Origin of the sequence: Massilia pinisoli (genome assembly GCF_024753285.1) — a bacterium.
Taxonomy (GTDB): domain Bacteria; phylum Pseudomonadota; class Gammaproteobacteria; order Burkholderiales; family Burkholderiaceae_D; genus Telluria; species Telluria pinisoli.
The window spans coordinates 305661-331969 of sequence record NZ_JANUGW010000003.1 but is presented as its reverse complement, the minus strand read 5'-3'; the positions used below and the strand labels follow the sequence as shown (position 1 = coordinate 331969).

Here is a 26309-nt window from a genome sequence, read left to right as displayed (position 1 = left end):
AGCTGAAGAAAAAACCCATGCAAAGCCGCTCGCTCCGCCTGACCGCCCTGCCCGCCGTTGTCGCCCTGCTGATGGGCATGATGAGTGTCGCCCACGCCGACCTGCCGCTGTTCCCGCCCCAACCCTGCCCGCCCAACAGCAGCTGCGCACCGGGCACGCCGCCCACCACGCCACCGACCCCGCCGGGCACCTGCGGCCCCGGCCACGCGGGCTCGACGTGCGGCGGCGGCGGACCGGCGACGAACGGCAACGGCAGCGGCATCAACATCGGCGCCGGCAATCCAATCAACGTCATCAACGGCAACAAGTACCAGCGCGAAGTCGACATGGCACCGCTGCCCGGCACGCTGGGCCTGGAGATCGTCCGGTACTACAACAGCGCGTTCAGCCGCCCTGGCGCGTCGACGAATCTGATCGGTCGCGGCTGGAAGCTGTCGTACGAGACCGAGCTGTATGCCGTCGGCCGCACCTTGCAAATCATCGAGGCGGACGGCACGCGCATCATCTTCAACCGCGACCCGCGCGATGCGAGCCTGTGCGCGAGCGCCGATCCGGCCAACGGCACGGTCAGCATCGTCAAGACGGCGCGCGGCGACGAATACGTCTGGCGCTGGACCAATGGGCGCGAGCTGACGTTCGACAGCAAGGGCCACCTGACGCAGATCCTCGCGCCGGGCGGGCAGTTCGTCAGCCTGCGCTACAGCCCCTCGGGCTTGCTGACCCGCGTGACCGATCCGCAGGGCCGCAGCCTCGACCTGGTGTATCCGGACAAGGAACAGGCGCGCGCGCAGGACGCTTTCCGCGGCGTGCAGAGCATCGTGAGCCCGGTCGGACGCTTCGTCTACCGCTACGGCAGCCCGAAGCCGGCCGGCGCCGACATCGACAAGCGCCTGCTGCTGGCCAACCTCGTCAAGGTCGAGATGCCGGCTGGTGCGCGCACGTATCACTACGAGCAGGCCGAGTTCCCCACGTTCCTCACCGGGATCAGTGAACTGGTCACGGGCGCGGACGGCAAGCCCGCGTGGCAGCGCGTCAGCACGTACGCGTACGACCACGACGGCAAGGCCAACGTGTCCGTGCGCGGCCGGCCGGCCCGCCTGGCGCTGGGCAAGGACGGCAAGCCACTGCAGCCTGCGCGGCTCGTCCCCGGCACGGGCATCGGCCAGGTCACGCTCGAATTCGGGGCGGGGCAGACCATTGTGACCAACAGCCTTGGCCAGAAGACGCTGTACCGCCACGCCGTGCTGGCCGGCGAATACCGCCTGCTCGAGGTGCGCGGCGCGGGCTGCTCGGCCTGCGGCGAGACGAATGTCCGCTACACCTACGACAACCTGGCGCGCCTCGAGACGACGACGCGCCTGTCCGCGGCGGGCGAGCCGCTGTCGGCCGAACACCAGCAATACGACCGCCGCGGGCGCCTGGCGTCCGTCAGCACGCTGGCCTACGCGCACGGCAAAGCCCTGCCCGCGCGCCTGAAGCTGCGCTACGAATACGACGGCGACGGCGTGTACCCCGCGCTGATCGTCCGCCCGAGCGTCGTGCCGGGACGCTTCTACGTCACGGCGTTCCGGTACGCCGGCGGTGGCGCGCTGGCCGGGCTGCCGGCCGAGATCACGGAACAAGGCTATCTGCCGACGCTGGAAGGCACGGGCGCGGCCGGCACGATCGCGCGCACGCTGCGCTATCGCTACGACGGCTACGGCCAGCGCGTGGAGATCGACGGTCCGCTGCCGAATGCGGCGAACGATCCGGGGCCGCAGAACAGCGACATCACGCGGGTGCGCCACGATGCGCGGACAAAGCTGCCGGTGCGCGTCGATGCGCCGGGCGGCGTGACCATGGAGGTGCTCGAACGGGACGCCGCGCTGCGGCCGACCGTCACGAGGACGACCGACGCCTCGGCCGTGCAGACCGTCCGCGTGCGCTACAACTGGCGCGGGCAGCCCGAGGAGGTACGCATCGACAGCACCCCGGCCGATGGCGGTCCGGCGCTGTCGCAAACCGTGCGTTACGTGCATGACCTGAACGGGAAACTCGTGGCCTCGACCGAACCGGGCGACCTGACGACCCGGTTCACCTACGACGCCGCGGGCCGCCCGACGGGCAGGACGCTCGCGGACGGCAGTACGGTCGCTACGGCCTACGACACCGAAGGAAGGCGCACGGCCGCGACGCTGCAGGATGCGGACAACCGCCGCCTCGGCACCGCACGCTATCAGTTCGACGCCGCCGGCCGCATGACCGGCATCGGCGACGATCTCGGCGCCGTCACGCACGCGACGTACACCGCGGATGGCGCGGTGGCCGAAGTCGTCAATGCCATCGGCGTCGCCACGCGGTTCGACTATGCCGCGGACGGTATGCTCGCGAGCCGGACGAGCGCACCGGGCACGCCGGACGAGGCCACCGTCAGCTTCGACCATGACGTACATGGCCACCAGATCAAGCTGACCGATGCCAACGGCGTGAAGACGGTACGCCGCTTCGACGACTTCGGGCGGCTCGTCGTGGAGGCGAATCCGGACCGCGGCGTGACCGTGTTCCAGTACGATGCGTCCGGCCAGGTGGTGGCACGGTACGATGGACGCGGCAACGAGGCGCGCTACCGCTACGACCTGCAGCACCACGTGGTGGCCGTCGGCACCGCGGCCGCGCCGGAACTCACGCGCTATCGCTATGTCGGCCGCCGGCTGATGGAAGTCCTCGCAACGCCCGACGGCGACGCATCGCATGCGACGGAGCGCACCAGCTATCGCTACGACGCATTCGGCCACGTGCTTGAGGAAAAGCGCTGGCTCGCACGCGCGGACGTACGGGGCGACAGGACAGGTCTGACGTTCACGACCACGAACAGCTACGACGCAGCCGGGCGGCTCGTCACGCAATTGCTGTCCGACGGCCACCGTTTGACGTACCGGTACGGTGCGAAGGGAGCCCTGCAGACGGTGCTGTTCGACGACACGCCGGTCGTCGACGGCATCGTGCAGGGTCCTGCCGGCGTGAACGCGTTCGCGACCGCCAACGGCGTCCGCCAGCAAATCGAACGCGATGCACGCGGGCGGATCACGGCCGTGCGCGCAGTCGCCGGCGCGCCCACGCCCGGCTGGCTGGCGCGCATGCGTGGCTGGTTCGGCGGCGGCACCACCCAGGGCACGCGCACCGTCTATGCTCAGGACAACCGCTACGACGAGGCCGGACGCCTCGTGGATATCGCGCGCACACTGGGGCAGGCCGGAACGCTGCCGCTGCGGCGCGTCTCGGAAACCTATGAATACGATGCCCTGGACCGCCTGACGGGCGCGGGTGCGAGCGACGGCACGGCCGTCCGCTACGCCTACGACAAGGGCGGCAACCGTACGGCGGAAACCGTTCAGGCTGTGCCGGTGCGGACGGTTGCCAACGTGCCGTCTGCCGCCACCGGCACCCGCCATTACCTGTACGCGCCGGGCAGCAACCGCCTGGTCGGACTGACGCGTCCCGGCCTGGACTCTGTCGCTGGCCAGGCCGCAAACCGCGTCGCGAGCGTGGGCCAATTATTCGACAGCGCGTGGTTTTACCGGGCCGGCGGCGCGCCGTTCGCGCGCATCGGATTTTCTTCGCCTGAGGCGACGCGCCGCATCGTCTACGACGGCGCGCACCGTCCGACCGCGGTGTACGACGCCGATGGCCGCCTGCGAGCGGCCTATGTGTACGACGCGCAGGGCCAGCGGGTGGCGAAAACCGTGTACGGTTCGACCGTCCCTGCCAGCGGGCTGGTGCGCACGTCCCTCGTGGACGGGCGCCGCGCAACCACGACCTATAGCCTCTACCGCGACCAGCGCCTTGCCGCCGAAGCGGACGGCACCGGCCGCATCACGGCCCACTATGTCTACCTCGACGGCAAGCCCGTCGCGAGGATCGACATGGTACCGGACGACTCGTTCCTGAGCGCGCTGTGGCAATGGGTACGCGCCATCGGCCGCACGACCTCGGACCGGCCACCCACCGGCGCCAGCACGGCCACGATCTATGCCATCCACACCGACCATCTGGGTGTACCGCAAGCCGTCACGGACGCCGCCCAGGCCATCGTCTGGCAGGCCCGGATCTCGCCGTTCGGACAGGCGCGCATCGTGCACGCGAGCGCGCGTGCGGACGTCGGCAACGCATTCGAGATGAACCTGCGCCTGCCCGGCCAGGTCTACGATGCCGAGACGGGCCTGCACCAAAACTACTTCCGCGACTTCGATCCGGCGCTGGGGCGGTACACGACGCCGGACCCGATGGGGCTGGCTGGCGGTATCAATCCGTACCTGTACGTGGGCGACAATCCGCTGACCAACGTCGACCCGCTGGGCCTGTACCAGAGCGACATCCATTACTACATGACCTTTTTCCTGGCGATGGCCGCGGGTATCGATTATGCGGATGCCCGCACCATCGCGCTGGCGACGCAGTATGTCGACAATAATCCGGTCACCAGGCCGCTGGATGAAAGTAATGTACTGACCAAGATGCTCAGTCCTTTTTGGAACCAGAACCAGTTGGCACGGTATCACTTCGTCCTCTGGGAACAGCAGCCCAATGGCCGGGCGGTCTTCAGCGGTGACACCGACGTCACCCATCACCAGAGCACGCAACTCGACCAGTTGTTCGCCGCCTCCGAAAACGCGCCCACGCAATGCGCGAAACTCCAGTTTTTCGGCGAGTACCTGCACGCGTTCGAGGACACGTTCTCGCACCGGAACCAGAACAACGTGCCGTACGGCGTCAACAACGGTTTCGGGCACGGACTGTCCGGCTCCGACCCCGATTACACCTATGACGACGTTTACGCCGGCAACGACCCGATCGTCAGATCGCGGCTATGGCTTGTGCGATCGGACAGGACGCTGGAAATGGAAAAGGAAGTGTTCGAGAAACTCAGCGCGTTGCCGCATTCCGGCACCGCCCAGACCTGGGCTAAAGTCGAGGAGAAAGTCAGACAATTCAACGCGATCACAGAACACGAGGGCGACGAACACCACTTCCGAAGAAAACTCGCGTTGCTCACCAGTACGCTGAGCCAGTGGCAATACACAGCACACGATGCGAACGGCAATACGCGCGAGATCGACCTGCGCGCTGGAGGCCTGGATCAGTACAGTGCAAGTATTGGTAACACGAACAGGGAAAACAACTTATGCGATCAAAACGGCAACCGTCTCAGGCAAGAAGATTACCCCGGGACTATTCTTCCGGCGACGGCCTGTCCAAGGTGAGACGTTGCAAACTCACCGTGATCTGGCTGCTCGGCAGCGTCCTCGGTCACGCACAAGCTTCGGACGACTGTCGGGAGATCAGGAAAATCCCGCCGGGAGCAATCAACCTGACGATGGCCCAACCCATCGGCACGCCAGGAAAATACTGCCTCGCCGAGAATATCGAGAGCCCGCGCCAGTACGGCATCGATGGGGAGCTCCACGGCAGCGACCAGCCCGTGCTTGACATCACGGCATCAAATGCCGACGTCGACTTGCAGGGGCATTCCATCATTGCGAACACCAGTGACATGAGCGGCATTCGTCTGTTTCCGCTGGATGCACAAGGACGCCCTGCTGCGCATATCTCGATACACGACGGGACAGTCGCGGCGCGTACCGACGGCGCGATCCGCTTCGCATTTTCTGAGGGCAGTCTACTGTCGGATTTCCTGACCATGTATCAAGGCGATGTGGAGCTTGCCGATTTTGCAGTTGCCAAGTTGAAGCGCTTTACGGTCGACCAGTACCCGCTGACCGAGCACGTCATCGACAAGATGAAGGTGCGCGCGAACACCGGGGGCGGGTCCGGAGTCGGGGGACCAGTCGGCATCGGCATGAAGGGCAGCCACAACATCATCCGCAACAGCACCATCGAGATCACGGATGGCCACGCAGCGATTTATCTTTTCGGCCCGGGCAACGTCATCGAGAACAACACGATCATCTTCCGCGGCCAATCCGCATTCGAAAGCGCAGCCGCCATCAAGCTGCACCAGGCCGACGGGACGATCATTCGCAACAACGACATCGTGATCGACGCCCCGATGTTCGGCAAGGCGCCCGCCGCGGCGATCGCGCTGGTCGACAGCAAAGGCGTCGTGATCGAGAACAACCGGCTGCGTGGCATCAAGACCCTCGTCAAGGCGTGGGACGACAAGAGCGATTTCTCGATCGTGGACGACCGGGAGAAAAGCAGATGACGTCATACCGCCCGCAGGCACCCGTTGGCGCAGATCCGGCACAAGACCTATGACGGCACGATCGACGCCAAGCCCGTCCCGCACCACAGCGCTTGCCGCATCGTCCGGCGCCGCGTTCGCGCTCTATCTGTTCGTGGCCGACATGGCCATCCCGGCGCCATCGCACGCGCAAGGCCACTACAACATCGGGAACGCACTGGTGGGCGCACTGTTCTTCAGCTACGCGCCGTTCGCGGCAGCGCTGTCGCCGCTGGTCGCGATGGCGTTGTACTGCACGTACGCGTACACGGCGCTGGCGCGGCGACGGCGCGTGGGCCTCGTTTTGCTGGCGCTGCATTACGGATTCGCGGCGCTGGTGACGACGCCGTTTTATCTGCACCGCTCCCCCGACCTGATCGTCGACACGAGGGACCAGTTCATCCGGCTCGCCGCGCAGCCGGGCACGGCGCTGTTCGTGTTCGCCCCGTTCGTCATCGCAAACGTGTGGTACGTGCTGCGCATAGTCCGGCAGCCCACGTCCTCCACAAGGTAACTAGAAAGGAAGTTCTCATGCCCAGCCGATGGTCCCGCTTGGCCTCCCTGTCCTGTGTGCTCGCATGCCTGATGATGGCAAGTCCCGCCCGTGCAGACCTGCCGCTGTTCCCGTCGCAGCCCCCGGCCTGCCCGCCCAACAGCAGCTGCGCACCGGGGACGCCGCCGACCACGCCACCGACGCCACCCGGCACCTGCGGCCCGGGCAACGGCGGCGCGACGTGCGGCGGCGCGGGGCCGGCCACGCTGGGCAGCGGCACCGGCGTCAACGTCGGCGCGGGCAATCCGATCAACGTCATCAACGGCAACAAGTACCAGCGCGAAGTGGACATGGCGCCGCTGCCCGGCACGCTGGGCCTCGAGATCGTCCGGCACTACAACAGCACGTCCAGCCGCCCCGGCGCGTCGACGAACCTCGTGGGGCGCGGCTGGAAGCTGTCGTACGAGACCGACCTGTATGCCACCGGGCGCACCTTGCAGGTCGTGCAGGCGGACGGCACGCGCATCATCTTCAGCCGCGATCCGCGCGACCCGAGCCAGTGCGCCAGCGCGGATCCGGCCCACGGCACGATCGACATCGTCAAGGGCGCGCATGGCGACGAGTATGTGTGGCGCTGGACGAACGGGCGCGAACTGCGCTTCGACACGCGCGGGCACCTGACGCAGATCCTCGCGCCGGGCGGACAGTTCGTCAGCCTGCAGCACGACAGCGCGGGCCTGCTCGTGAAGGTCACCGATCCGCAGGGCCGCAGCCTGAACCTGACCTATCTCGACAAGGCTAGCGCCCGCGCAGGCGATGCGTTCCGCGGCGTGCAAGCGATCACGAGCCCGGTCGGCAAGTTCACGTATCACTACGGCAGCCCGATGCCGAAAGGGGCGCAGATCGACAAGCAGCTGCTGCTGGCGAACCTCGTCCGCGTCGACATGCCTACCGGGAGCCGCTACTACCATTACGAGGACGCGCGCTTTCCCACGCTGCTGACGGGGATCAGCGAGCTGGCCACGGACGCGAGCCACCATCTGGCGTGGCAGCGCGTCTCGACGTACGGCTACGATGCCAACGGCAAGGGCAGCCTGTCCGTGCGCGGGCGGCCCGCCACGCTCGCGCGCGACGCGCACGGCGCGATCCTGCGTCCGGCGCGGCTCGTCGCGGGCACGGGCATCGACCAGGTCACGCTCGATTTCGCCGAGGCCGGACAAACGACCGTCACCAACGAACGCGGGCAGGCCACCGTATTCCGTCACGCCGTCATCGCGGGCGAATACCGGTTGCTGGAAGTTCGTGGCCCCGGCTGCGCCAATTGCGGCCCGTCGAACGTCCGCTATCGCTACGATGCGCAGGGCAGGCTGGTCGAGACGACGACGCTCGACGCCGCCGGCACGCCGCTGGCCGGCATGCGCACGGACTTCGACGCGCGCGGACGACCCGCGTCGGTGAGCCGCATCGACTACGAAGGCGGCCGCCCCGGCGCGCCGCAATGGCAGACGCGCTACGAGTACGCGGGCGCGGCGACGCAGCCGGCGCGCGTGCTGCGGCCCAGCGTCGTCGCGGGCAAGCAGGCCATCGTCACCATCACCTATGCCGAAACGGGTGCGGCCGCGGGCAAGCCGATGTCGGTCCGCGAAGACGGCTTCGTGCCGTCGACGGACCCGCACCGTCCCGCCGCGACCATCACCCGCACGGTGGACTATCGCTACGCTGCCAACGGCGAAGTAGCCCGGATCGACGGTCCGCTGGCCAACGCTTCGCTCGGCGCGACGGCGTCCAACAGCGACATCACGCGGATCGATTTCGATCCGGTCACGAAGCTCCCCGTGCGCATCGTCCACCCCGGCAATCGCATGGAAGAAGTGCTGCAACGGGATGCCGCGCTGCGCCCCCGCGTCGTGCGCATCAGCGACGGCGACCGCGTGCGCACCGTGACGCTCTCATTGAACTGGCGCGGACAGCCGGAGCAGGTCGAGATCGCCGGCACGTCGCCCGTGCGCCATCGCTACGACGTGAACGGCCGGCCACTCGACGCGGATGGCGTGTCGGCGCCCGACATTCAGCCGGCACTCGATGCGGTGCTGACCGGCATCGCGGTCGACCGCGATCCCGAGAGCCGCCCCGTCGCCTGGCATGACGCGGGCGGCGCTGTTGCCGTGCGCACGGACTGGGGCGCGCCCGGCACGGCGGCGCAGGCATCGCTGCTCGCCATCACCGCCGGCAGCGCGCGCGCCGAGCGCCTGCTCGACGACTTCGGACGCGTCGTCGCAATCCGCAATCCCGACCAGGGTTGGCAGGTCGCGCAACACGACGCGGCGGGACGCATCGTCGACGGCATCGACCCGCGCGGCGCGCGCCAGCACGCGGAATGGGATGCGGGCGGACGCCTGCTGAAGCTCGTCCGCTACGCGCCCGGCGCGAGCGCCGCGGAGCAGACCGTCACCTACCGCTACACGGGTTCGCTGCCGCGCGAGCTGGACATCGCGGATGCCGACGGCACCCGCGTCACCCGCAACGAGTTCGATCCACAAGGCCGCCTCGTCGCGCAAACGCTGACAATCACGCCGTCCACACGCATCGCGGCCGCGCTGGCGAAACCGGTGACGCTGCGCCACGGCTGGCGCTACGACGCGCGCGGCCGGCTCGTCGCCCGCACGTTCACCGATGGCGCAGGTGCCACGTTCGAGCTGAGCGAAGACAGCGACGAGCAAGGCCGCACGACGCGCATCGCGACGCATGGCGTGCTGCCGGACGCACTGGGCGGGGGCCGCGTCGTCGTCGCCGCCATCGGCTGGAAGGACTTGCCAACCGGCCCGTTCGCGGGACGTATCGCACACGGCGACGGCAGCGTCGACGCATTCGATGTGACTGTCGCCCCGGCAGCGCCGGACGCGCCGCGGTTCCAGGAAGCGAGCCTGGACATCGGGGACGGCAGCCTCAATCGCCGCTCGCCCGGCCGCGACACCGACGCCGCCGGCCTCCCCGCCGCGATCACGACGGCGACGGCCGACCAGCATCTCGCGTGGGACGCGGCCGGACGCCTGGCGCGCGCGGTCCGCGCCGACGGCAATACGCACTACGTCTACGACGCGCAGGGCCAGCGCGTCGCGCGCATCGTGACGGATGCGCAGGGCCGCGCGGCGGCGACGCTGTTCTTCCACCACGACCACCAGCTCGTCGCCGAAACGGATGCGCAAGGACGGATGCAGTACGCGTACGCCTATCTCGGCTGGCGCCCGCTGGCGCAGCTCGACCTGCGCGACGGATCGTGGTGGAGCACCCTGCGGCGCTGGCTGTTCGGCGCGCCGGTGCGCCACCTGCACACGGACCGGGCGGGCAAGGTCACGGACATGACGCAGGACGGCAAGACGATCTGGCGCGACCGCAACGCGCAGGAGCCGCCGCTGCGGCGTGTTGCCGGCGTGTCGTTCGCGGGCGTGCATCAGCCGCTGCGCTACGTCGGCCAGTACTTCGACGACGAGAGCGGTCTCACGTACCACGGCGCCCGCTATTTCGAACCGGGCAGCGGCCGCTTCCTGAGCCCCGACCCGGCAGGCATCGCGGACGCGACGAGCGGCGTGCCCGCCCCGCTGCTGCTGGACCTGTACGCGTATGCGGGCGGGCGGCCCGATGAATTCTTCGATCCCGACGGGGCGGCGCGGATACGTTATTTCGCGATCACGGTGGGCGGCGCCAAGGGCGCGGCGCTGGGGACGAACCAGGGCTACACCGTCGCGCGCTGGGCCTTCATCGTGGATAACGTCCAGGCAGGCATCGGTGGCGACGCGCTCGGCCAAAAACGTAACGAGTACGCGCGGAACGGTACCGGCCTGCTGGTCGATGTGAACGGTAATTTCCTCGCTGCAGGACAGTCTGCCGCTACCTGGACCGGGGGCGACGGCATGGCCGACATGTTTACCAATCACTACGGTAGCAATCTGATCAGCATTCCGGAGTTCACCATCACGATGGACGACAACGATGCGACGAAGCTCATCGCCAGTTACGTCGCTGCCGACCGCCAAGTGCTGGGCAATACCTGTCCGGCGCGCTCGCTCCTGCTACCACAGATTAAATTTGCGACGGGCGAAGCGAATATCGACGTGACGAATGCGACGGCGAACGGCGCGCACAAGGAACGCATTCTCGCGTGTGGCGATGGATCCTCGTCCAATCTCGAACAGCGCCGCGTTGCGAAGTATGAAGCTGCCGCCGAGGTCAACGAAACGGCGCGAATCAACCGCAATTGCTCGGCGGACGGCTGCCCGGGCATCGGTTACTACTGCGACGCGACGAAATGCTTTTCGCCTCGCGACCAGTTGGCGTACGGGCCACCGCAAACTGCCGAGCCCGTCTACACGCCGTCGTTTGGGCGCTCGCAATTCATCGGAAGTACGCTAGTCGGCGAACTGCTAGGAGGATACAACTCCTTCACGGCCCAAGAAACCGCTCAACTAGGTCTGACTCCGGCGATGAAGCAGCCTCTGCGCGATGCGCAGACCCGAGGCAACAAAATGGTGGAATGGTGGGAGAACACGCCCGCCGCGAGTAGCTATTCGAACGCGAATCGAGCTTGGGCCAACCTGCCGGCCGCGAAAAAGGCGAAGTTCACTGCGGACACTGGTTTGGGAGAGCGAGCTTACACGGACATGGTGCGCATCAAGACCCAGCCACCCAGGAACTCGGCCGGAGCGGATCTTTCTGGCGACGCGAAACAAGCATTGGTAACCAGCGCAATCATGAGCGATACCAGCATGAAGAATTTTTTGATGGGAATATTCAAGGACTTCGATAAATTCACCGTGATGGGCCATGCTCTGATGCGGAAGAACCTGAATGCCGCATTGGGGTACAGTTCGGCAGCGTCCGAAGAATATCTGGCAGCCATGGTGGCACGTGCACACAATGGCGGTCGTTGGCAGCGCACGCTTCAGGAACTGACGTCCAGCGACAAATATGATTACGTTAAAAATTTTCTGGGCACACCGGCACATCACTTGAACAAAGGTGATTGGAAGTCTTTGCGATGCACGGAGACCTTTGGCAACAGAACTGTCAAGAAGGGAACCGACGGGAAAGGTATCGGCGGCCTGGAATTCAAGCCCCTGCAATTAAATTAATTCGACATGAAAAAGATCACTTGCTATTTAAATTTTGCACTACTGGCGTCATCCAATATGCTTGCCCATGCCGACACGATGCGCTTGACCACTGCAGTTCCAAAGTGCAGCGCATTCCCGGGGACAACCATTCCAGAAAAATACAAAAAGCTCGCGACGAAGAACAAGGGATACCGATGGCTGGCAAAGACGAACGTCGACGATGACAGAATCAGTGGCAATGGGTCGGAGCGGGCCGACGGCTCGTCCATGTACGACACGCTTGATTTTTTTCGCCTGGACATCAACAACGACGGCAAGTGCGATTGGTATCTGAATGCCTCAACGCCGCTGTCAACGGGCGGTGACAGCGATTCCATCAACACGATCTACCTCGGGCAACCAAATGGATGGTCGAGAATAGGTGCAGCCGTCCCGGACGATAAACCGGATGAACTCGGTTTCGGCAGTACGATTGCGGACCAGAAGCGCTATCTGTTCGGCGAAGAACCTGGCATCGTCCACGATGCCTCCGGCAACACCAATTATCTCGTCACTGCGTTTTTCGACCGCCACGACCAACGCAGCCGCAAGCCGGGCTATCGAATTTTCGTCTGGGACCAGGACAAAAAAAACCTGCGTTTGCTCGACAAATGGCAGCCTGGCTCGAAAGCCGCCGACGTGTACGCATTTTTCAAACGACACGGCGCGTATTCGCCTTCCACCAAAGACACCAAGGCTGAAGGCACGATTCTCACCTTCGATCCCGACGTCGAAGCGTTCGAGCTCGAGCAGGCATGCGATCCCGATAGTCCGCAACGGTCGTTCCCCGAATCGAACGATCCGGTATCGCCCTACCTCCTGAAGCAATGCAAACGCTAAGTGCATTATCGGGACAGCGTATGACCTTCGCAGCGATAGCGCGTGCACTTCCCGGACTCGTGCTGCTAAGCGGCTGCATGTCCGCGAGTGCAACGCAACTTCCTGACGCCGTCCCCGCCGACCTCACCCTGGCCGATGCGGCGGTCTGCAAAAAGCCCGCCATCGCCCGGCCGTCGCCCATCAAGGAGGAAGGCAAACGATACAACGTCCGGCGCCGCTACGTCGACCTGGACGGCAGCGGGACATGCGTCGTGATGGACTTCTGGGTCGAACGGCTAGGCGGCAGCGATTCGTGGGGCGCGCGTACGCTCGAGCACAGCTTCCGGCACTTCTACCATGGCAAATGGGTACCCTTCGAAACCGATCTGCAGTTGTTCCCCTATCTGCTCCGTTCGCCGAGCACGGGTCAGGCTTATCTGGTCGTCACTCCGGACACTGAGACCGACGACATCGCCGGCAACGTCATGCCGGCCGCTTACGTGCGCGGCCAGTGGGATACGAACGACCCGACCATGGCCCATGCGTATTTACTGGTACCGGTCGACCAGGGTGCCAGCCAGATCTACCGCACGCTCGCCGCGCAGTTGGTGGCACGGACACCAGCCGCCAAACAGACGCCGGCCGAGCGCAACCGCATCCGCGCGCTGCAGTTCGCGGCGGGCGACGCGGCCGCGGACGCCTCCCAAGAGTCGGCACGATGAACTTGCGCCACCGTCGCGCGAGCTGCCTGGTGGTGGCGCTGGCCTGGAGCACGGTGCACGCGCAGGACATGCGTTTGGCCACCACGATCCCGAAGTGCGCCATCTCGCCAGGGACCATCATTCCGGAAAAATACAAAAGACTGGCGAAAAAGGATAAGCAGTACCGATGGTTGGCAAAGGCAAACCACAACGACGACGCCATCAGCGGCAACGGATCGGAACGCGCCGATGGCTCGTCGATGTTCGACTGGCTCGAGTTTCTTCGCCTGGATGTCAACAACGACGGCCAGTGCGATTGGTACCTGAATGCGTCCGCGCCTGTATCGACGGGTGGCGATCGCGACTCCATCAATACGCTCTATCTTGGTCAAAACCATGGGTGGCTGAGAATCGGCGCCAAGGTGCCGGATGACGAACCGGATGAGCTCGGCGTCGGCAGTACGACCGCGAACCAGGCCCCCTATTTGTTTGGGGAGGAGCTGGGCGTCGTCCACGATGGCCCCACCAACATCAACTATCTCATCACTGCGTTTTTCAATCGACACGTGCAACGCGACAGCAAACCAGGTTATCGGATTTTCGTCTGGGATGCCGATAAGATGAGCCTGCGTTTGCTCGACAAATGGCAACCACGCTCGAAAGGCGCTGAGGTCTACGCGTTCTTCAAAAAACATGGTGCGTATGTACCTTCCGCTAGAGCTACCAAGGCGGAGGACCGCATTCTCCGGTTCGATCCCGACATCGAAGTGTTCGAGCTCGAGCAGGCATGCAATCCCGATAGTCCGCAACGGTCGTTCCCGGAATCGAACGATCCGGTATCGCCCTATCTGCTGAACCAGTGCAAGCGCTAGCGACACGGGTGCCGATGAAAACGACCGCACTGATCCTTCTTTCGTGCTTCGCTATCCTGGGCCCGGCGCAAGCGCAGTCGCTCGATGCGTCGACACTGAGCCTGCACCCGCCGGCCGCGTGCAAAGGTGCGGGGCGCCCTGCCCCGAGAACCAAGGGCACCGTGCACGCGGACAGCGCGGGGACGCCTTCGACCAGGATCGATCTGAATGGCGACGGCTGGTGCGACTGGATTACGCCATTGCCGTATCCGACGAATACGCAAGGACAGGAATACGGTGCGCGCGACGCGATCCTGCTGGGTACAGCCAGCGACGCGCGAACGTTTGGAGACGTCGCCCGCCTGAAGCAGTACTGGAAAAAGCATCCGCGAGGACTAGGCAATCTCGCTATACCGGACGGGGCCACCGGCATGGCACCGCCCTTGGTCGCCTATGCCGGCAACGACCCGGTGCCGTATTTCGCAGGGCTCTCCAGCGCGTTCCCCGAGTATTGGGGGATGGCGATGCCTACAAGGTGTACAAATGGAACCGCGAGGCGGACACTCCCCAACAGGTCGGCAACAGCGAATTCGCAACGGTCATGAAGTTTTGGCAGCGAAGCTACTGTGTCGGGAAAAACTATAGCAATCAGGACTTCATGAATCCGGACGTCACGAACCCAGCTCATCCGCTCGAAATCTTCGTCTGCGCGCCCTGGGTCACCGAAGCCATTCTCCGCGCTGAACACGATGGCGCCGGCATCAAAACATCCTTGAACGCTCAAGACGACCAATGACATTCCCGATGACGAAACACCTGTCAGCCAGCCTTGTTCTCCTGGCCGCATGCGCTGGCGCCGCACAAGCCTCGGACGCGATCCCCGCCGACCTCGTGCTGGCCGATGCGAACGCATGCAAGAAACCCCGTGTCGCCCCACCGCCACCCATCCGGGAAAGCGCACAACGATACAACGTCCGGCGTCGCTACTTCGACCTGGACGGCAGCGGCACCTGCGTGCTGATGGACGTGTGGGTCGAACGAATCGGTGACAGCGATTCGCCGGGCATGCGTACGCTCGAGCACAGCTTCCGCCATGTCTACCGCGGCAAATGGGTGCCCTTCGTAACCAGTCTGGAGCTTGTCCCCTACATCCTCCGCTCGCCGAGCACCGGCCAGACGTACCTGCTCACGGCCCCGGATACGGACATCGACAACATCATCGGCAGCATCGTGCCGACGGCTTATGTGCGCGGCCAGTGGAAAACGACCGACCCGACCATGGTCCATCAGTATTCGCTGGTGCCCGTCAAGCAGGGAAGAAGCCAGCTCTACCGCGCGCTCGCGGCGCAATTGGCAGCGCGCACGCCGGCCGACAAGCAGACGCCGGCCGAACGCGATCGCATCCGCGCCCTGGAGTTCGCGGCGCGCGACGTCGATGCCGGCATCTCACCGGTGCCGGCCCAATGAACGCCCGCGCCATTCGCACGAGCTGCCTCCTGCTGGCGCTGGCCTGCGCCACGACGCGCGCAGAAGACATGCGGCTGACGACCGAGATTCCCGCGTGCCGCATGCCGGACGGCCCGGTACTGCCGGCGAAATACGGGAAGCTGGCCAGGAAGTGGACGGATTTCGCCTGGTTGCGGCAGGTCACCCGCAACGACGAGTTCGCCGGTGGCAACGGCTGGGAGCGCATCGACGGTTCATCGATCCATTCCTGATTCGCCTTTGCCCGCATCGACGTGAACAACGACGGCTGGTGCGATTGGTATGTCAATGCATCGGCCCCCATGTCGACAGGCGGTGACGACGACACGATCAATACGCTCTACCTGGGCAAAGGCAGTGGTTGGTCGCGCATCGGCGCCACGCTGCCCGACAATAAACCCGACGAACTTGGTTTCGGCAATGCCGACGCCGAGCAGGAACGCTATCTGTTCGGCGAGGAACCGGCCGTGATCCATGACGCGGCCGGCGCCACCAATTACATCGTCACCGCCCTGTACAGCCGTCACGTGCGGCGCTACGAGTCTCCCGGCTACCGCATCCTCGCCTGGGACACCGGCAAGAACACCTTGCGCCCGCTCGACAAATGGGCGCCCGGGTCGAAGGCGGCCGCGGTCTATGCGTTCTTCAAGGCGCACGGCGCCTACGTGCCGTCGGCGAAGGCCACCCCACCGCAGGACCGGATCATCCACTTCGATCCCGAGGTCGAATCGTACGAGCTCGAGACGGCCTGTGAGGCGGACAAGTCGGCAGAGGAGAAAGCCGCGATATCGCCTCACCTGCTCGCACAATGCAAGCGCCAACGTTAGCCCGCAATCGCGCGTCTCTGCCACGAAATCGCCCCGTCCACAACCGATGTCGGCTTTACCACACACGATAGCAATTGTGCATCGCGATTGTTAAAACTCTGCTTATAATGATTTTTGCTTGCGCACAGTTCGGAACAGGGATGCCTTATCGCTTAACCATGTGCCGCCAGCAAAACCTCATTACTTGTTAAAAAAATTTCTTGAGAGAGAGAAACATGGCGACTGGCACCGTGAAATGGTTCAACGACGCAAAAGGCTTTGGCTTCATTAAACCGGACGATGGTGGCGACGATCTGTTCGCACACTTCTCGGCCATCAACTCGGCCGGTTTCAAATCGCTGGCTGAAAACCAGCGTGTGAGCTTCGACGTCACCTCCGGCCCGAAAGGCAAGCAGGCGGCGAACATCCAGCCGCAATAATCCCCGACCGGGACACAGACCGGATCAAGCAGGCCCACCCGGCCGGCAAAGAAAAAAGCGCCGTGTATCGCACAGGCGCTTTTTTCGTTTTACGTGGCCATCTGCACGGGATGGTTGGACAAGATCGAGCGCACGACGAGCCTGTGCATGGGACCCACGGGCACCATGTACAAGCGCCCCACGAGGTTGTGATAGAACACGAGCGTGCTGACGGTCAGGCGCTGCGGCATGCCGTCGTGGCGGTAGACGGACAGCACGACGTCGAGATGGGAATCGATGATCTCGAGGATGGCCTCGTCGTCGCACACGGAACGGATCGTGAAGATGCCGACCCGGTCGCCCGGCTTCAGCGTGGGCGCGGCCGATGGCGGTGGGACGTTCGCCAGGTTGCCGACGTTCTTCAGCCCCAGCAGCCGGACGGCCGCGTTACGGATCGCCATCAGGAAGTCGATCCATGTCGGCGTCCGCTGCGCAAACGCCAGGTAGGCATGCAGCGCCGAGGGCGCACGGCCTGCGGATTCGACTTCGTAGGCGTCCCAGTAATCGGCCTTTGCTTGCAGCGCGCGCACCGCGCTGGCGGATGGGATATCGGTTTTCGCAACCATCGTTGCGCGGTCAGTGGCCGCCGCAACCACCGCCGTGCCGGCCGGGCGGAGGCACTGCCTGCGCGTCGCGGCCGCTGTCGCCTTCATACCCCGCCGCGTGCAGGCGGCCCAGGTAGTCCTGCCACAGCCTGTCCTGCTCGTTACCCAGCTTGTACAGGTAATCCCACGTGTAGATGCCGGACTCGTGGCCGTCCGTGAACAGCGGCTTGACGCCGTAGTTGCCGACGGGTTCCGCGCCGCGGATGCCCACGTCGCGCTTGCCGACCTGCAGCACTTCCTGGCCCGGGCCGTGGCCCTTCACTTCGGCCGACGGCGAGTACACGCGCAGCAGCTCGAACGGGATGGAGAACGCGGCGCCGTCGTCGAAGGCGATTTCCAGTACCTTCGATTGCTGGCGGATGGTGAGGTTGGTGGGCGTCGGCATGATGGCGTGATCCGTAAGCGAAAGCCTATTCTAACGGCTCGCGAAGCGGCGTGCGATCGCCTCCGCCAGTTGCGGCACGCGCTTCCTGCGCTCGGCCAGCACCGCGTCCGGCGTCGTGCGCGCGGCCTGCGCCCACACGGGCGCGGGGAAGTGCGCGTCGTCGGCGTAGCGCGGGATCACGTGCCAGTGCAGGTGCGGCACGACGTTGCCCAGGCTCGCCACGTTGACCTTCAACGGCTGCATCACGTCGCGCACCGCAAGCTCCAGTTTCCATACCGCGTCGTTCAGCAGCAGGCGGTCTTCATCCGCGAGGTCGCTCACTTCGCGCACGTGGTCCTTCCAGATTACGCGCGCGAAGCCGGGGTAGTTCGCATCGTCGACGAGGATGACGGCGAACTTGTCGTTGTCGACGACGGTCGGCGCCGACAGGTCGCACAGCTCGCAGCCAGCGACGCGCGTCGTCATACGAGGACCCGCTCGATGCCGCCGTTGTTGGCGTTGGCGACGTAGTCCGGCAGCCAGTTTTCGCCCAGCAGGTGGCGCGCCATCTCGACGACGATGTAGTCGGCCGTGGTGCCCGAATCGTCGTTGTAGCGCGACAGGCCCTGCAGGCAGGACGGGCAGCTCGTCAGGATCTTGACGTCGCCCTTGAAGCCGTCGTCACGCAGCTTGTCGGCACCTTTGACCATCTCCTGCTCCTTGCGGAAGCGGACCTGGGTCGAGATGTCCGGACGGCTCACGGCGAACGTGCCCGACTCGCCGCAGCAGCGGTCGTTCTTCTCGATCTTGACGTTGTCGACGGTCTGCACGAGCGCGTTCACGGTCTTCATCGAATCGCCCAGCTTCATCGGGTTGTGGCAAGGTTCGTGGTACATGTAGCGCGTACCGGTGACGCCTTCCAGCTTGACGCCCTTCTCCATCAGGTACTCGTGGATGTCGATGATGCGGCAGCCCGGGAAGATCTTCTCGAACTCGTACGTCGCCAGCTGGTCGTAGCAGGTGCCGCACGAGACGACGACCGTCTTGATGTCGAGGTAGTTCAGCGTGTTGGCCATGCGGTGGAACAGCACGCGGTTATCCGTCATCATCTTGTCGGCCTTGTCGTACTGCCCGGCGCCGCGCTGCGGATAGCCGCAGCACAGATAGCCCGGCGGCAGCACGGTCTGCACGCCCACTTCCCACAGCATCGCCTGCGTGGCCAGGCCCACTTGCGAGAACAGGCGCTCGGAGCCGCAGCCCGGGAAATAGAACACGGCTTCCGTATCGGCGTTCGTGACCTTCGGATTGCGGATGATCGGGATGACCTTGTCGTCCTCGATGTCCAGCAGCGCACGCGCCGTCTTCTTCGGCAGGTTGCCCGGCATCTTCTTGTTCACGAAGTGGATCACCTGCTCGCGGATCGGCGCCTTGCCCGTCGTCGGGGGCGGGGCCTTCGTCTGCTCTTTCGCGACGGCCTTCAACACCGTCGCGCCCAGGCGCTGCGCCTTGTAGCCCCAGTCGATCATCCCCTTGCGCATCGCATTGATCGTCGTCGGGTCGGTCGCGTTCAGGAAGAACATGCCCGCGCGCTGCGCCGGCTTGAAGCTGCGCTTGTCCATCTTGCGCAGCAGGTTACGCATGTTCATCGAGACGTCGCCGAAATCGATGTTGACCGGGCACGGCGTCACGCACTTGTGACACACGGTGCAGTGGTCGGACACGTCCTCGAATTCTTCCCAGTGGCGGATCGACACACCGCGGCGGGTCTGCTCTTCGTACAGGAACGCCTCGATCAGCGCGGACGTCGCGAGGATCTTGTCGCGCGGCGAGTACAACAAATTCGATTGCGGCACGTGCGTCGTGCACACGGGCTTGCACTTCCCGCAGCGCAGGCAGTCCTTGACGCTGTTGGCGATCTCGCCGATGTCGCTCTGCTGCATGATCAGCGATTCGTGACCCATCAGGCCGAACGACGGCGTGTACGCGTTGCGCAGGTCGGCGTACGCCGTGTCGCTGTTCAGCAGCTTGCCCTTGTTGAAGCGGCCTTCCGGATCGACGCGCTGTTTGTAGTCGCGGAAGTCGCGGATCTCGTCGTCGGTGAGGAATTCCAGCTTCGTGATGCCGATGCCGTGTTCGCCCGAGATGACGCCGTCCAGCGAGCGCGCCAGCTTCATGATGCGCTCGACGGCCTTGTGCGCGTCCTGCAGCATCGCGTAGTCGTCCGAGTTCACCGGCAGGTTCGTGTGCACGTTGCCGTCGCCCGCGTGCATGTGCAGCGCGACGAACACGCGCGAACGCAGCACGCGCTTGTGGATCGCGGTGGCTTCGGCGAGGATCGGTTCGTAGGCCGCGCCGTTGAAGATGTGGCGCAGCGGCGCGCGGAGCTCCTGCTTCCACGAGACGCGCACGGTGTGGTCCTGCACGACGTCGAACAGTTTCGCGTCCGGCTGCTGCGCGAGGCGCGCCTGGAACGTGCCGCTCAAACCATCGAGGCCATGGTCGGCCAGTTGACCGAGCACGTCACCCAACGGCTGGTCGAGGTTCGCCAGGATCCACGTCCAGCGCGCGGACACGCGTGCCAGCAGGTCGTCCGCCTGCTGCGGACGGTCGCCGAGGATCTCTTCCTTCGACACGCCTTCGCCCGTCGCATCGTCCGCCTTCGTCACTTCCAGGTGCCCGGCCGCGAAGTACGCGTGCAGTTCCTCGACGAGCTGCAGCTTGTTCTTGATCGACAGTTCGACGTTGATGCGCTCGATGCCGTCCGTGTACTCGCCCATGCGGTTCAGCGGGATCACGACGTCTTCGTTGATCTTGAAGGCGTTCGTGTGGCGCGCGATGGCCGCGGTGCGCGAGCGGTCGAGCCAGAATTTCTTGCGCGCTTCCGGGCTGACGGCAACGAAGCCCTCGCCCACGCGCGTGTTCGCGAGGCGCACGACTTCCGACGTGGCCAGCGCGACGGCGTTCTCGTCGTCGCCGACGATGTCGCCGAACAGCGCCATCTTCGGCAGGGTGCCGCGTTTCGATTTCGTCGCGTAGCCGACGGCGCGCAGATAGCGTTCGTCGAGGTGCTCGAGGCCCGCGAGGCGCAGGCTTTCGAATTCCGGCTTGCCGCTCTTCGGCAGGCTGTCCAGGTAATCCTTGATCTCGACGATCGACGGGATCGCATCGCGCGCCTGGCCGAAGAATTCCAGCGCGACGGTGCGCGTGAACTTCGGCATCTTGTGCAGGATCCAGCGCGACGACGTGATCAGGCCATCGGTGCCCTCTTTCTGGATGCCCGGCAGGCCCGCGAGGAATTTGTCGGTGACGTCCTTGCCGAGGCCTTCCTTGCGGAAGCGGCGGCCTTCGATGGCGAGCGTCTCCGTGCGGAACGGCGCCCCTTTCGGCGCGCCCTTCTCGGACGGGTGCGTCCATTCGAGCTTGAACGTGGCGACCGGGGCATCGTGGATCTTGCCCAGGTTGTGGTCGATGCGCGTGACGTCGAGCCAGTCGCCGTTCGGGTCGACCATGCGCCACGACGCCAAGTTATCCAGTGCCGTGCCCCACAGGACGGCCTTCTTGCCGCCCGCGTTCATCGCGATGTTCCCGCCGATGCAGGACGCGTGGGCGGAGGTCGGGTCGACGGCGAACACGAAGCCGGCCTTTTCAGCGGCCTGCGACACGCGCTGCGTGACGACGCCGGCGCCCGTGTAGATCGTCGCGTAGTCGCGGTCGACACCCGGCAGGCGCGTCATCTCGACCTCGCCCATCTGCAGCAGCTTTTCCGTGTTGATCACGGCCGACATCGGCGACAGCGGAATCGCGCCGCCCGTGTAGCCGGTGCCACCGCCGCGCGGAATGATGGTCAGCCCGAGTTCGATACAGCCCTTCACGAGGCCGGCCATCTCGTCTTCCGAATCGGGCAGCAGCACGAGGAACGGGTATTCGACGCGCCAGTCGGTGGCGTCCGTCACGTGCGACGTGCGGTGCATGCCGTCGAAGCGGATGTTGCGTTTATCCGTGTAGCGGCCCAGCACGGCCTTCGCGCGCTTGCGCAGGTCGTACGTCTGGCGGAACTCGCTGCCGAAGTCGTCGACGGCCTTGCGGGCGGCGACGAGCAGCTGTTCGACGGCGGCGCTGCGGCGCGCGGCCGTGGCCGGATCGGATTCGCCCGCGTCCACCGTGAGGCGGCGCTTGTCGACTTCCGCCAGGCGGTGGTGCAGTGCCTCGATCAGCTTGGCGCGGCGCTTCGGGTTGTCCAGCAGGTCGTCCTGCAGGTACGGGTTGCGGCGCACGACCCAGATGTCGCCCAGGACCTCGTACAGCATGCGCGCCGAGCGCCCCGTCTGGCGGGCACCGCGCAATTCGTCCAGCAGCTGCCACGATGACTCGCCCAGCAGTCGGATCACGATCTCGCGATCGGAGAACGACGTGTAGTTATAAGGGATCTCGCGCAGGCGAATCGGCGCGTTTTCTTCGAGCAGGGCGTGGATATTGGCAGGAGCGTTCATGGAGAGATCGACTGTCGTACAGACGCGTAGGACTGTCTATTCTAGCTTATTGCGATGCACCACGCTGGGGAAGGAATAATTTTTGCAACGCCAGGAAAGCAGAAACAGACAGAAAACGACGCTTCTGCTCAAATTTGTTTTGGCTGAACGACAGATTTTCCGCCGAAAGCTCGGCTTGATGAAAGAAGAGGCATCTTATCCACGCCGGATGGCGGCGCCCTCAGCCGAACAGCCTGCTGCTCATCTCCCCCAGCCACTTCCACCATCCGTTCGGGATGTACAGCAAGGTCACGGTCATGAAGACGTAGCGCCCGAATTTGCCGATCGCCATATAGATCACGCTGGGCCAGAACGGCAGGTGCAGCCAGCCCGCCAGGGTGCATAGCGGGTCGCCGATGCCGGGCACCCACGACAGCAGCATCGTCTTCGCGCCGTAGCGCTTCAGCCAGTGGAACCAGCGCGACGTGCGTTCCTTCGCGAAGGCGACCTTGGCGCGGTAGCCGATCCAGTAGTCGACGACGCCGCCCAGCGTGTTGCCCAGCGTGGCGACGAGGATCACGGGCCAGAACATGGCGGGATTCGCCTTCACGACGGCGAAGACGGCCGGTTCCGAGCCGAGCGGCAGCAGGGTGGCGGAGACGAAGGCGATGAGGAATACCGACGTGAGCCCGACGGTGGGCACGGCAAGGAATTTCAGCAGCCACAGGACGGCGGATTCGATCATCGGCAAAAAGAATGGACGGCAGAACGATAAGTTGAGTACATTATAATGAGGAGAAACATCTCGCACCGACACGGTACGCCAGGCTCTACCAAGCCAAGCTGCCGCACTGCTCGCCTCGGTTACCCACCAAGCAGGACAGTCAGCGTCGCCCCGGAACCCGAACAGCCCGCATCGATCATGACTACCGACTACCTCAAGAAAATCCTCACCGCGCGCGTCTACGACGTGGCCGTCGAAACCCCGCTGGAATACGCTCCCAGCCTGTCGAAGCGCACCGACAACAAGATTTACCTGAAGCGCGAAGACATGCAGAGCGTGTTCAGCTTCAAGCTGCGCGGCGCCTACAACAAGATGGCGAACCTGTCGGAGTCGCAACTGAACCGCGGCGTCATTTGCGCCTCGGCGGGCAACCACGCGCAAGGCGTCGCCATGTCGGCGGCCCGCCTGAAGTGCCGCGCCGTGATCGTCATGCCGACCACGACGCCCAGCGTGAAAGTGGATGCGGTGCGCGCGTTCGGCGGCAGCAACGTGGAAGTCGTGCTGCACGGCGAGTCGTACACGGACGCGTTCAACCACGCGCAGATGCTGGAGAAGGAACAGAAGCTCGCGTTCGTGCATCCGTTCGACGATCCGGACGTCATCGCCGGCCAGGGCACGATCGGCGTCGAGATCCTGCGCCAGCATTCGGGCCCGATCCACGCGATCTTCCTCGCGATCGGCGGCGGTGGCCTGATCAGCGGCGTGGCCGCGTACGTGAAGCAGATCCGTCCCGACATCAAGATCATCGGCGTGCAGACGAACGATTCGGACGCGATGGCGCGCAGCCTGAAGGCGGGCGAGCGCGTGACCCTGTCCGACGTCGGCCTGTTCGCGGACGGCACCGCCGTGCGCCTCGTCGGCGCCGAGACGTTCCGCCTGTGCCAGCAACTGGTCGACGAAATCATCATCGTCGACAACGACGCACTGTGCGCCGCCATCAAGGACGTGTTCACGGACACCCGCAGCATCGTCGAGCCGTCCGGCGCGCTCGCGATCGCGGGCGCGAAGGCGTACGTGGAGCGTTCGCAGATGACGAAGAACCCGGTGCGCGGCGAGACGCTGGTCGCCGTCGCGTGCGGCGCCAACATGAACTTCGACCGCCTGCGCTTCGTGGCCGAACGCGCCGAACTGGGCGAGGCGCGCGAAGCCGTGTTCGCCGTGACGATCCCCGAGCAGCGCGGCAGCTTCAGGCGTTTCTGCTCGCTGATCGGCCCGCGCAACGTCACCGAGTTCAACTACCGCATCAGCGACGAGGCCGAAGCCCACGTCTTCGTCGGCGTGCAGATCGGCAGCCGCAGCGAATCGGGCACCGTCGCGCGCACGTTCGAGGAACATGGCTTCCGCACGCTCGACCTCACGCACGACGAGCTCGCGAAGCAGCACGTGCGCCACCTCGTCGGCGGCAAGAGCGGCCTCGCGCACGACGAACTGCTGTACCGCTTCGAATTCCCGGAACGCCCGGGCGCGCTGATGCGCTTCCTGGACAGCATGGCGCCGAACTGGAACATCTCGCTGTTCCACTACCGGAACCAGGGCGGCGACGTGGGCCGCATCCTCGTCGGGCTGCAAGTGCCGTCCGGCGAGATGGACGAATTCCGCCAGTTCCTCGCGACGCTCGGGTATCGCTATTGGGACGAGAGCGCGAATCCGGTCTACAAGCTGTTTCTGTAACCGGATCCGTAGGGTGGACGGCTTGCCGTCCACGCGGTGATACACGGCGGCTCCGTTCTCGTGCGCGATCCGGCTAGCGCAAACTATCACCGCGTGGACGGGAGACCCGTCCACCCTACCCTGAACGCATGCGCTAACGGGACACACGTCCAATCCCGGAAAGGTGTACGATACGCCGCCTTGCCGCCGCCGGACCGGCATCGACTCACCCTCACGGGATGCACGCGGCCACCCCGCGTCGCATGGCCGGCATCGAGAAAACACCATGACCAATACCCCTGAACAATCGCCTCTCGGTAAAAATTCGGCCTACCAGACCGAATACGCACCGGAGCTGCTGTTTCCCATCCCGCGCGTGCAAAAGCGCGACGAACTCGGCCTGACGGGCACCCTGCCCTTCTTCGGGGTCGACATCTGGAATGCCTACGAGCTGTCGTGGCTGAACATGCGCGGCAAGCCGCAAGTCGCCATCGCCACGTTCACCGTGCCTGCCGATTCGCCCAACATCGTCGAATCGAAGTCCTTCAAGCTGTACCTGAACTCGTTCAACCAGACGCGCCTCGCCAACACGGACGCCCTGCTCGCGCTGCTGCGCGACGACTTGTCGAACGCGTTCGGCGCGCCCGTGCATGCGGCGCTCACGTTGCCCGAGGACTTCGGCAAGCTGAAGATGGGCGAGCTGGACGGCCTCTTGATCGACCGCCTCGACGTCGAGATCGACAACTACAATCCCTCGCCGGAACTGCTCAAGGCCAACCACGACGAAGCGGCGGTCGAGGAAACCCTCGTGTCGCACCTGCTCAAATCGAACTGCCTCGTCACGGGCCAGCCGGACTGGGGCAGCGTGCAGATCCGCTACGCCGGTCCGCAGATCGACCAGGAAAGCCTGCTGCGCTACCTGATCGGTTTCCGCGAGCACAACGAATTCCACGAGCAATGTGTCGAGCGCATCTTCACGGACATCCTGCGCCAGTGCAAGCCGAGCCAGCTGGCCGTGTACGCGCGCTACACCCGTCGCGGCGGCCTGGACATCAATCCCTGGCGCGCCAATTTCAGCACGGGCAAACCGCCGAATTTGCGTGCCGCGCGTCAATGAATGGTGCGGATGGGTGATTTTTTGCCGTTCGTCCCCATCTACACTGTACGTTTCCGGCGACATCCGCGGCACTGCCGCCGGATGTGCAAAGCGATCACTTAGCGCTAGAAAAATCGGCAAAAGAGGCCCCGGGCGGATGTTTCATGCGTGAAACCCGGGATTTCGTGGCGGAAATTGCGCATGCCTGGCAGCCGGCTGCACGGTCCGGTCGCACCGCATTGGCGGGCGAAATCTGACGAGCGCCCCCGGCATGCGAAATCGAATTACACGGCCATAAAACCGGCCTATAATTCCCGCTCGCAAGCACCCCAGGGTG

General features: G+C 64.9%; 19 protein-coding genes. 14 read left to right on the top strand and 5 right to left on the bottom strand.

Features of this window, described 5'->3' with window-relative positions:
• The first annotated feature begins 17 nt into the window (after positions 1 to 17).
• The 12 genes from NX784_RS05665 (at position 18) to NX784_RS05610 (ending at position 16965) form a co-directional block, all read left to right on the top strand.
• Positions 18 to 5240: a DUF6765 family protein gene (locus tag NX784_RS05665; protein WP_258815690.1), complete on the top strand. Its 5223-nt coding sequence runs from the start codon at positions 18 to 20 to the stop codon at positions 5238 to 5240.
• Between the two features lie 17 nt (positions 5241 to 5257).
• Positions 5258 to 6202 (top strand): right-handed parallel beta-helix repeat-containing protein, encoded by a 945-nt coding sequence (locus NX784_RS05660; RefSeq protein ID WP_258815689.1) that lies wholly within the window; start codon positions 5258 to 5260, stop codon positions 6200 to 6202.
• 49 nt (positions 6203 to 6251) lie between these two features.
• Complete coding sequence (locus NX784_RS05655; RefSeq protein WP_258815688.1) at positions 6252 to 6734, top strand: hypothetical protein; 483 nt, start codon at positions 6252 to 6254, stop codon at positions 6732 to 6734.
• Between the two features lie 71 nt (positions 6735 to 6805).
• Positions 6806 to 11842, top strand: a complete 5037-nt coding sequence (locus NX784_RS05650) for an RHS repeat-associated core domain-containing protein (RefSeq protein WP_258815687.1) — start codon at positions 6806 to 6808, stop codon at positions 11840 to 11842.
• Between the two features lie 6 nt (positions 11843 to 11848).
• The gene (locus tag NX784_RS05645; protein WP_258815686.1) at positions 11849 to 12703 is read left to right on the top strand and encodes a hypothetical protein; all 855 of its coding nucleotides are present in this window, start codon (positions 11849 to 11851) and stop codon (positions 12701 to 12703) included.
• A 20-nt stretch (positions 12704 to 12723) separates the two neighbouring features.
• On the top strand, positions 12724 to 13404 hold the full coding sequence (locus NX784_RS05640) for a hypothetical protein (RefSeq protein ID WP_258815685.1): 681 nt from the start codon (positions 12724 to 12726) through the stop codon (positions 13402 to 13404).
• Positions 13401 to 14255: a hypothetical protein gene (locus tag NX784_RS05635; protein ID WP_258815684.1), complete on the top strand. Its 855-nt coding sequence runs from the start codon at positions 13401 to 13403 to the stop codon at positions 14253 to 14255. Before NX784_RS05640 ends, NX784_RS05635 begins: the two co-directional genes overlap by 4 nt.
• A 514-nt stretch (positions 14256 to 14769) precedes the next feature.
• Positions 14770 to 15030, top strand: a complete 261-nt coding sequence (locus NX784_RS05630) for a hypothetical protein (RefSeq protein ID WP_258815683.1) — start codon at positions 14770 to 14772, stop codon at positions 15028 to 15030.
• An 8-nt stretch (positions 15031 to 15038) separates the two neighbouring features.
• On the top strand, positions 15039 to 15701 hold the full coding sequence (locus tag NX784_RS05625; RefSeq protein ID WP_258815682.1) for a hypothetical protein: 663 nt from the start codon (positions 15039 to 15041) through the stop codon (positions 15699 to 15701).
• A complete protein-coding gene (locus NX784_RS05620; protein WP_258815681.1) occupies positions 15698 to 15952 on the top strand; it encodes a hypothetical protein in 255 nt (84 codons plus the stop codon). The genes NX784_RS05625 and NX784_RS05620 overlap by 4 nt, the downstream gene beginning before the upstream one ends.
• A 21-nt stretch (positions 15953 to 15973) precedes the next feature.
• Entirely contained in the window at positions 15974 to 16546 is a 573-nt protein-coding gene (locus NX784_RS05615; protein ID WP_258815680.1) for a hypothetical protein, read from the top strand.
• Between the two features lie 215 nt (positions 16547 to 16761).
• The gene (locus tag NX784_RS05610; protein ID WP_056448893.1) at positions 16762 to 16965 is read left to right on the top strand and encodes a cold-shock protein; all 204 of its coding nucleotides are present in this window, start codon (positions 16762 to 16764) and stop codon (positions 16963 to 16965) included.
• A gap of 89 nt (positions 16966 to 17054) precedes the next feature.
• On the opposite strand, the gene NX784_RS05605 is transcribed toward NX784_RS05610, so the two are convergent.
• From NX784_RS05605 to NX784_RS05585, 5 genes are all read right to left on the bottom strand, one after another.
• Positions 17055 to 17570 carry a DUF2867 domain-containing protein gene (locus NX784_RS05605; protein WP_258815679.1) on the bottom strand — a complete coding sequence of 172 codons (516 nt, stop codon included), beginning with the start codon at positions 17568 to 17570 and terminating at the stop codon, positions 17055 to 17057.
• Positions 17571 to 17580: 10 nt separating this feature from the next.
• Positions 17581 to 17994, bottom strand: coding sequence for a gamma-butyrobetaine hydroxylase family protein (locus NX784_RS05600; RefSeq protein ID WP_258815678.1), 414 nt, complete (start codon positions 17992 to 17994; stop codon positions 17581 to 17583).
• A 30-nt stretch (positions 17995 to 18024) separates the two neighbouring features.
• Complete coding sequence (locus NX784_RS05595) at positions 18025 to 18459, bottom strand: HIT family protein (RefSeq protein ID WP_258815677.1); 435 nt, start codon at positions 18457 to 18459, stop codon at positions 18025 to 18027.
• On the bottom strand, positions 18456 to 22463 hold the full coding sequence (locus tag NX784_RS05590) for a DUF3683 domain-containing protein (RefSeq protein ID WP_258815676.1): 4008 nt from the start codon (positions 22461 to 22463) through the stop codon (positions 18456 to 18458). Before NX784_RS05590 ends, NX784_RS05595 begins: the two co-directional genes overlap by 4 nt.
• 220 nt (positions 22464 to 22683) lie before the next feature.
• Positions 22684 to 23187, bottom strand: coding sequence for a YqaA family protein (locus NX784_RS05585; RefSeq protein WP_258815675.1), 504 nt, complete (start codon positions 23185 to 23187; stop codon positions 22684 to 22686).
• A gap of 45 nt (positions 23188 to 23232) precedes the next feature.
• Here NX784_RS05585 and ilvA point away from each other — a divergent pair, with 45 nt between their 5' ends.
• Together ilvA and queF are read left to right on the top strand one after the other, a co-directional pair.
• On the top strand, positions 23233 to 24897 hold the full coding sequence (gene ilvA / locus NX784_RS05580) for a threonine ammonia-lyase, biosynthetic (protein WP_258815674.1): 1665 nt from the start codon (positions 23233 to 23235) through the stop codon (positions 24895 to 24897).
• A 265-nt stretch (positions 24898 to 25162) separates the two neighbouring features.
• Complete coding sequence (gene queF, locus NX784_RS05575; RefSeq protein ID WP_258815673.1) at positions 25163 to 25993, top strand: NADPH-dependent 7-cyano-7-deazaguanine reductase QueF; 831 nt, start codon at positions 25163 to 25165, stop codon at positions 25991 to 25993.
• Positions 25994 to 26309: the final 316 nt, after the last annotated feature.

Excerpts from the sequence above, each read along its gene's own strand:
- NX784_RS05665 (WP_258815690.1), top strand. The coding sequence starts at position 18 with ATGCAAAGCCGCTCGCTCCGCCTGACCGCCCTGCCCGCCGTTGTCGCC.
- NX784_RS05655 (WP_258815688.1), top strand. The coding sequence starts at position 6,252 with ATGACGGCACGATCGACGCCAAGCCCGTCCCGCACCACAGCGCTTGCC.
- NX784_RS05650 (WP_258815687.1), top strand. The coding sequence starts at position 6,806 with ATGATGGCAAGTCCCGCCCGTGCAGACCTGCCGCTGTTCCCGTCGCAG.
- NX784_RS05645 (WP_258815686.1), top strand. The coding sequence starts at position 11,849 with ATGAAAAAGATCACTTGCTATTTAAATTTTGCACTACTGGCGTCATCC.
- NX784_RS05640 (WP_258815685.1), top strand. The coding sequence starts at position 12,724 with ATGACCTTCGCAGCGATAGCGCGTGCACTTCCCGGACTCGTGCTGCTA.
- NX784_RS05635 (WP_258815684.1), top strand. The coding sequence starts at position 13,401 with ATGAACTTGCGCCACCGTCGCGCGAGCTGCCTGGTGGTGGCGCTGGCC.
- NX784_RS05625 (WP_258815682.1), top strand. The coding sequence starts at position 15,039 with ATGACGAAACACCTGTCAGCCAGCCTTGTTCTCCTGGCCGCATGCGCT.
- NX784_RS05620 (WP_258815681.1), top strand. The coding sequence starts at position 15,698 with ATGAACGCCCGCGCCATTCGCACGAGCTGCCTCCTGCTGGCGCTGGCC.
- NX784_RS05610 (WP_056448893.1), top strand. The coding sequence starts at position 16,762 with ATGGCGACTGGCACCGTGAAATGGTTCAACGACGCAAAAGGCTTTGGC.
- NX784_RS05605 (WP_258815679.1), bottom strand. The coding sequence starts at position 17,570 with ATGGTTGCGAAAACCGATATCCCATCCGCCAGCGCGGTGCGCGCGCTG.
- NX784_RS05600 (WP_258815678.1), bottom strand. The coding sequence starts at position 17,994 with ATGCCGACGCCCACCAACCTCACCATCCGCCAGCAATCGAAGGTACTG.
- NX784_RS05595 (WP_258815677.1), bottom strand. The coding sequence starts at position 18,459 with ATGACGACGCGCGTCGCTGGCTGCGAGCTGTGCGACCTGTCGGCGCCG.
- NX784_RS05590 (WP_258815676.1), bottom strand. The coding sequence starts at position 22,463 with ATGAACGCTCCTGCCAATATCCACGCCCTGCTCGAAGAAAACGCGCCG.
- NX784_RS05585 (WP_258815675.1), bottom strand. The coding sequence starts at position 23,187 with ATGATCGAATCCGCCGTCCTGTGGCTGCTGAAATTCCTTGCCGTGCCC.
- ilvA (WP_258815674.1), top strand. The coding sequence starts at position 23,233 with ATGAGGAGAAACATCTCGCACCGACACGGTACGCCAGGCTCTACCAAG.
- queF (WP_258815673.1), top strand. The coding sequence starts at position 25,163 with ATGACCAATACCCCTGAACAATCGCCTCTCGGTAAAAATTCGGCCTAC.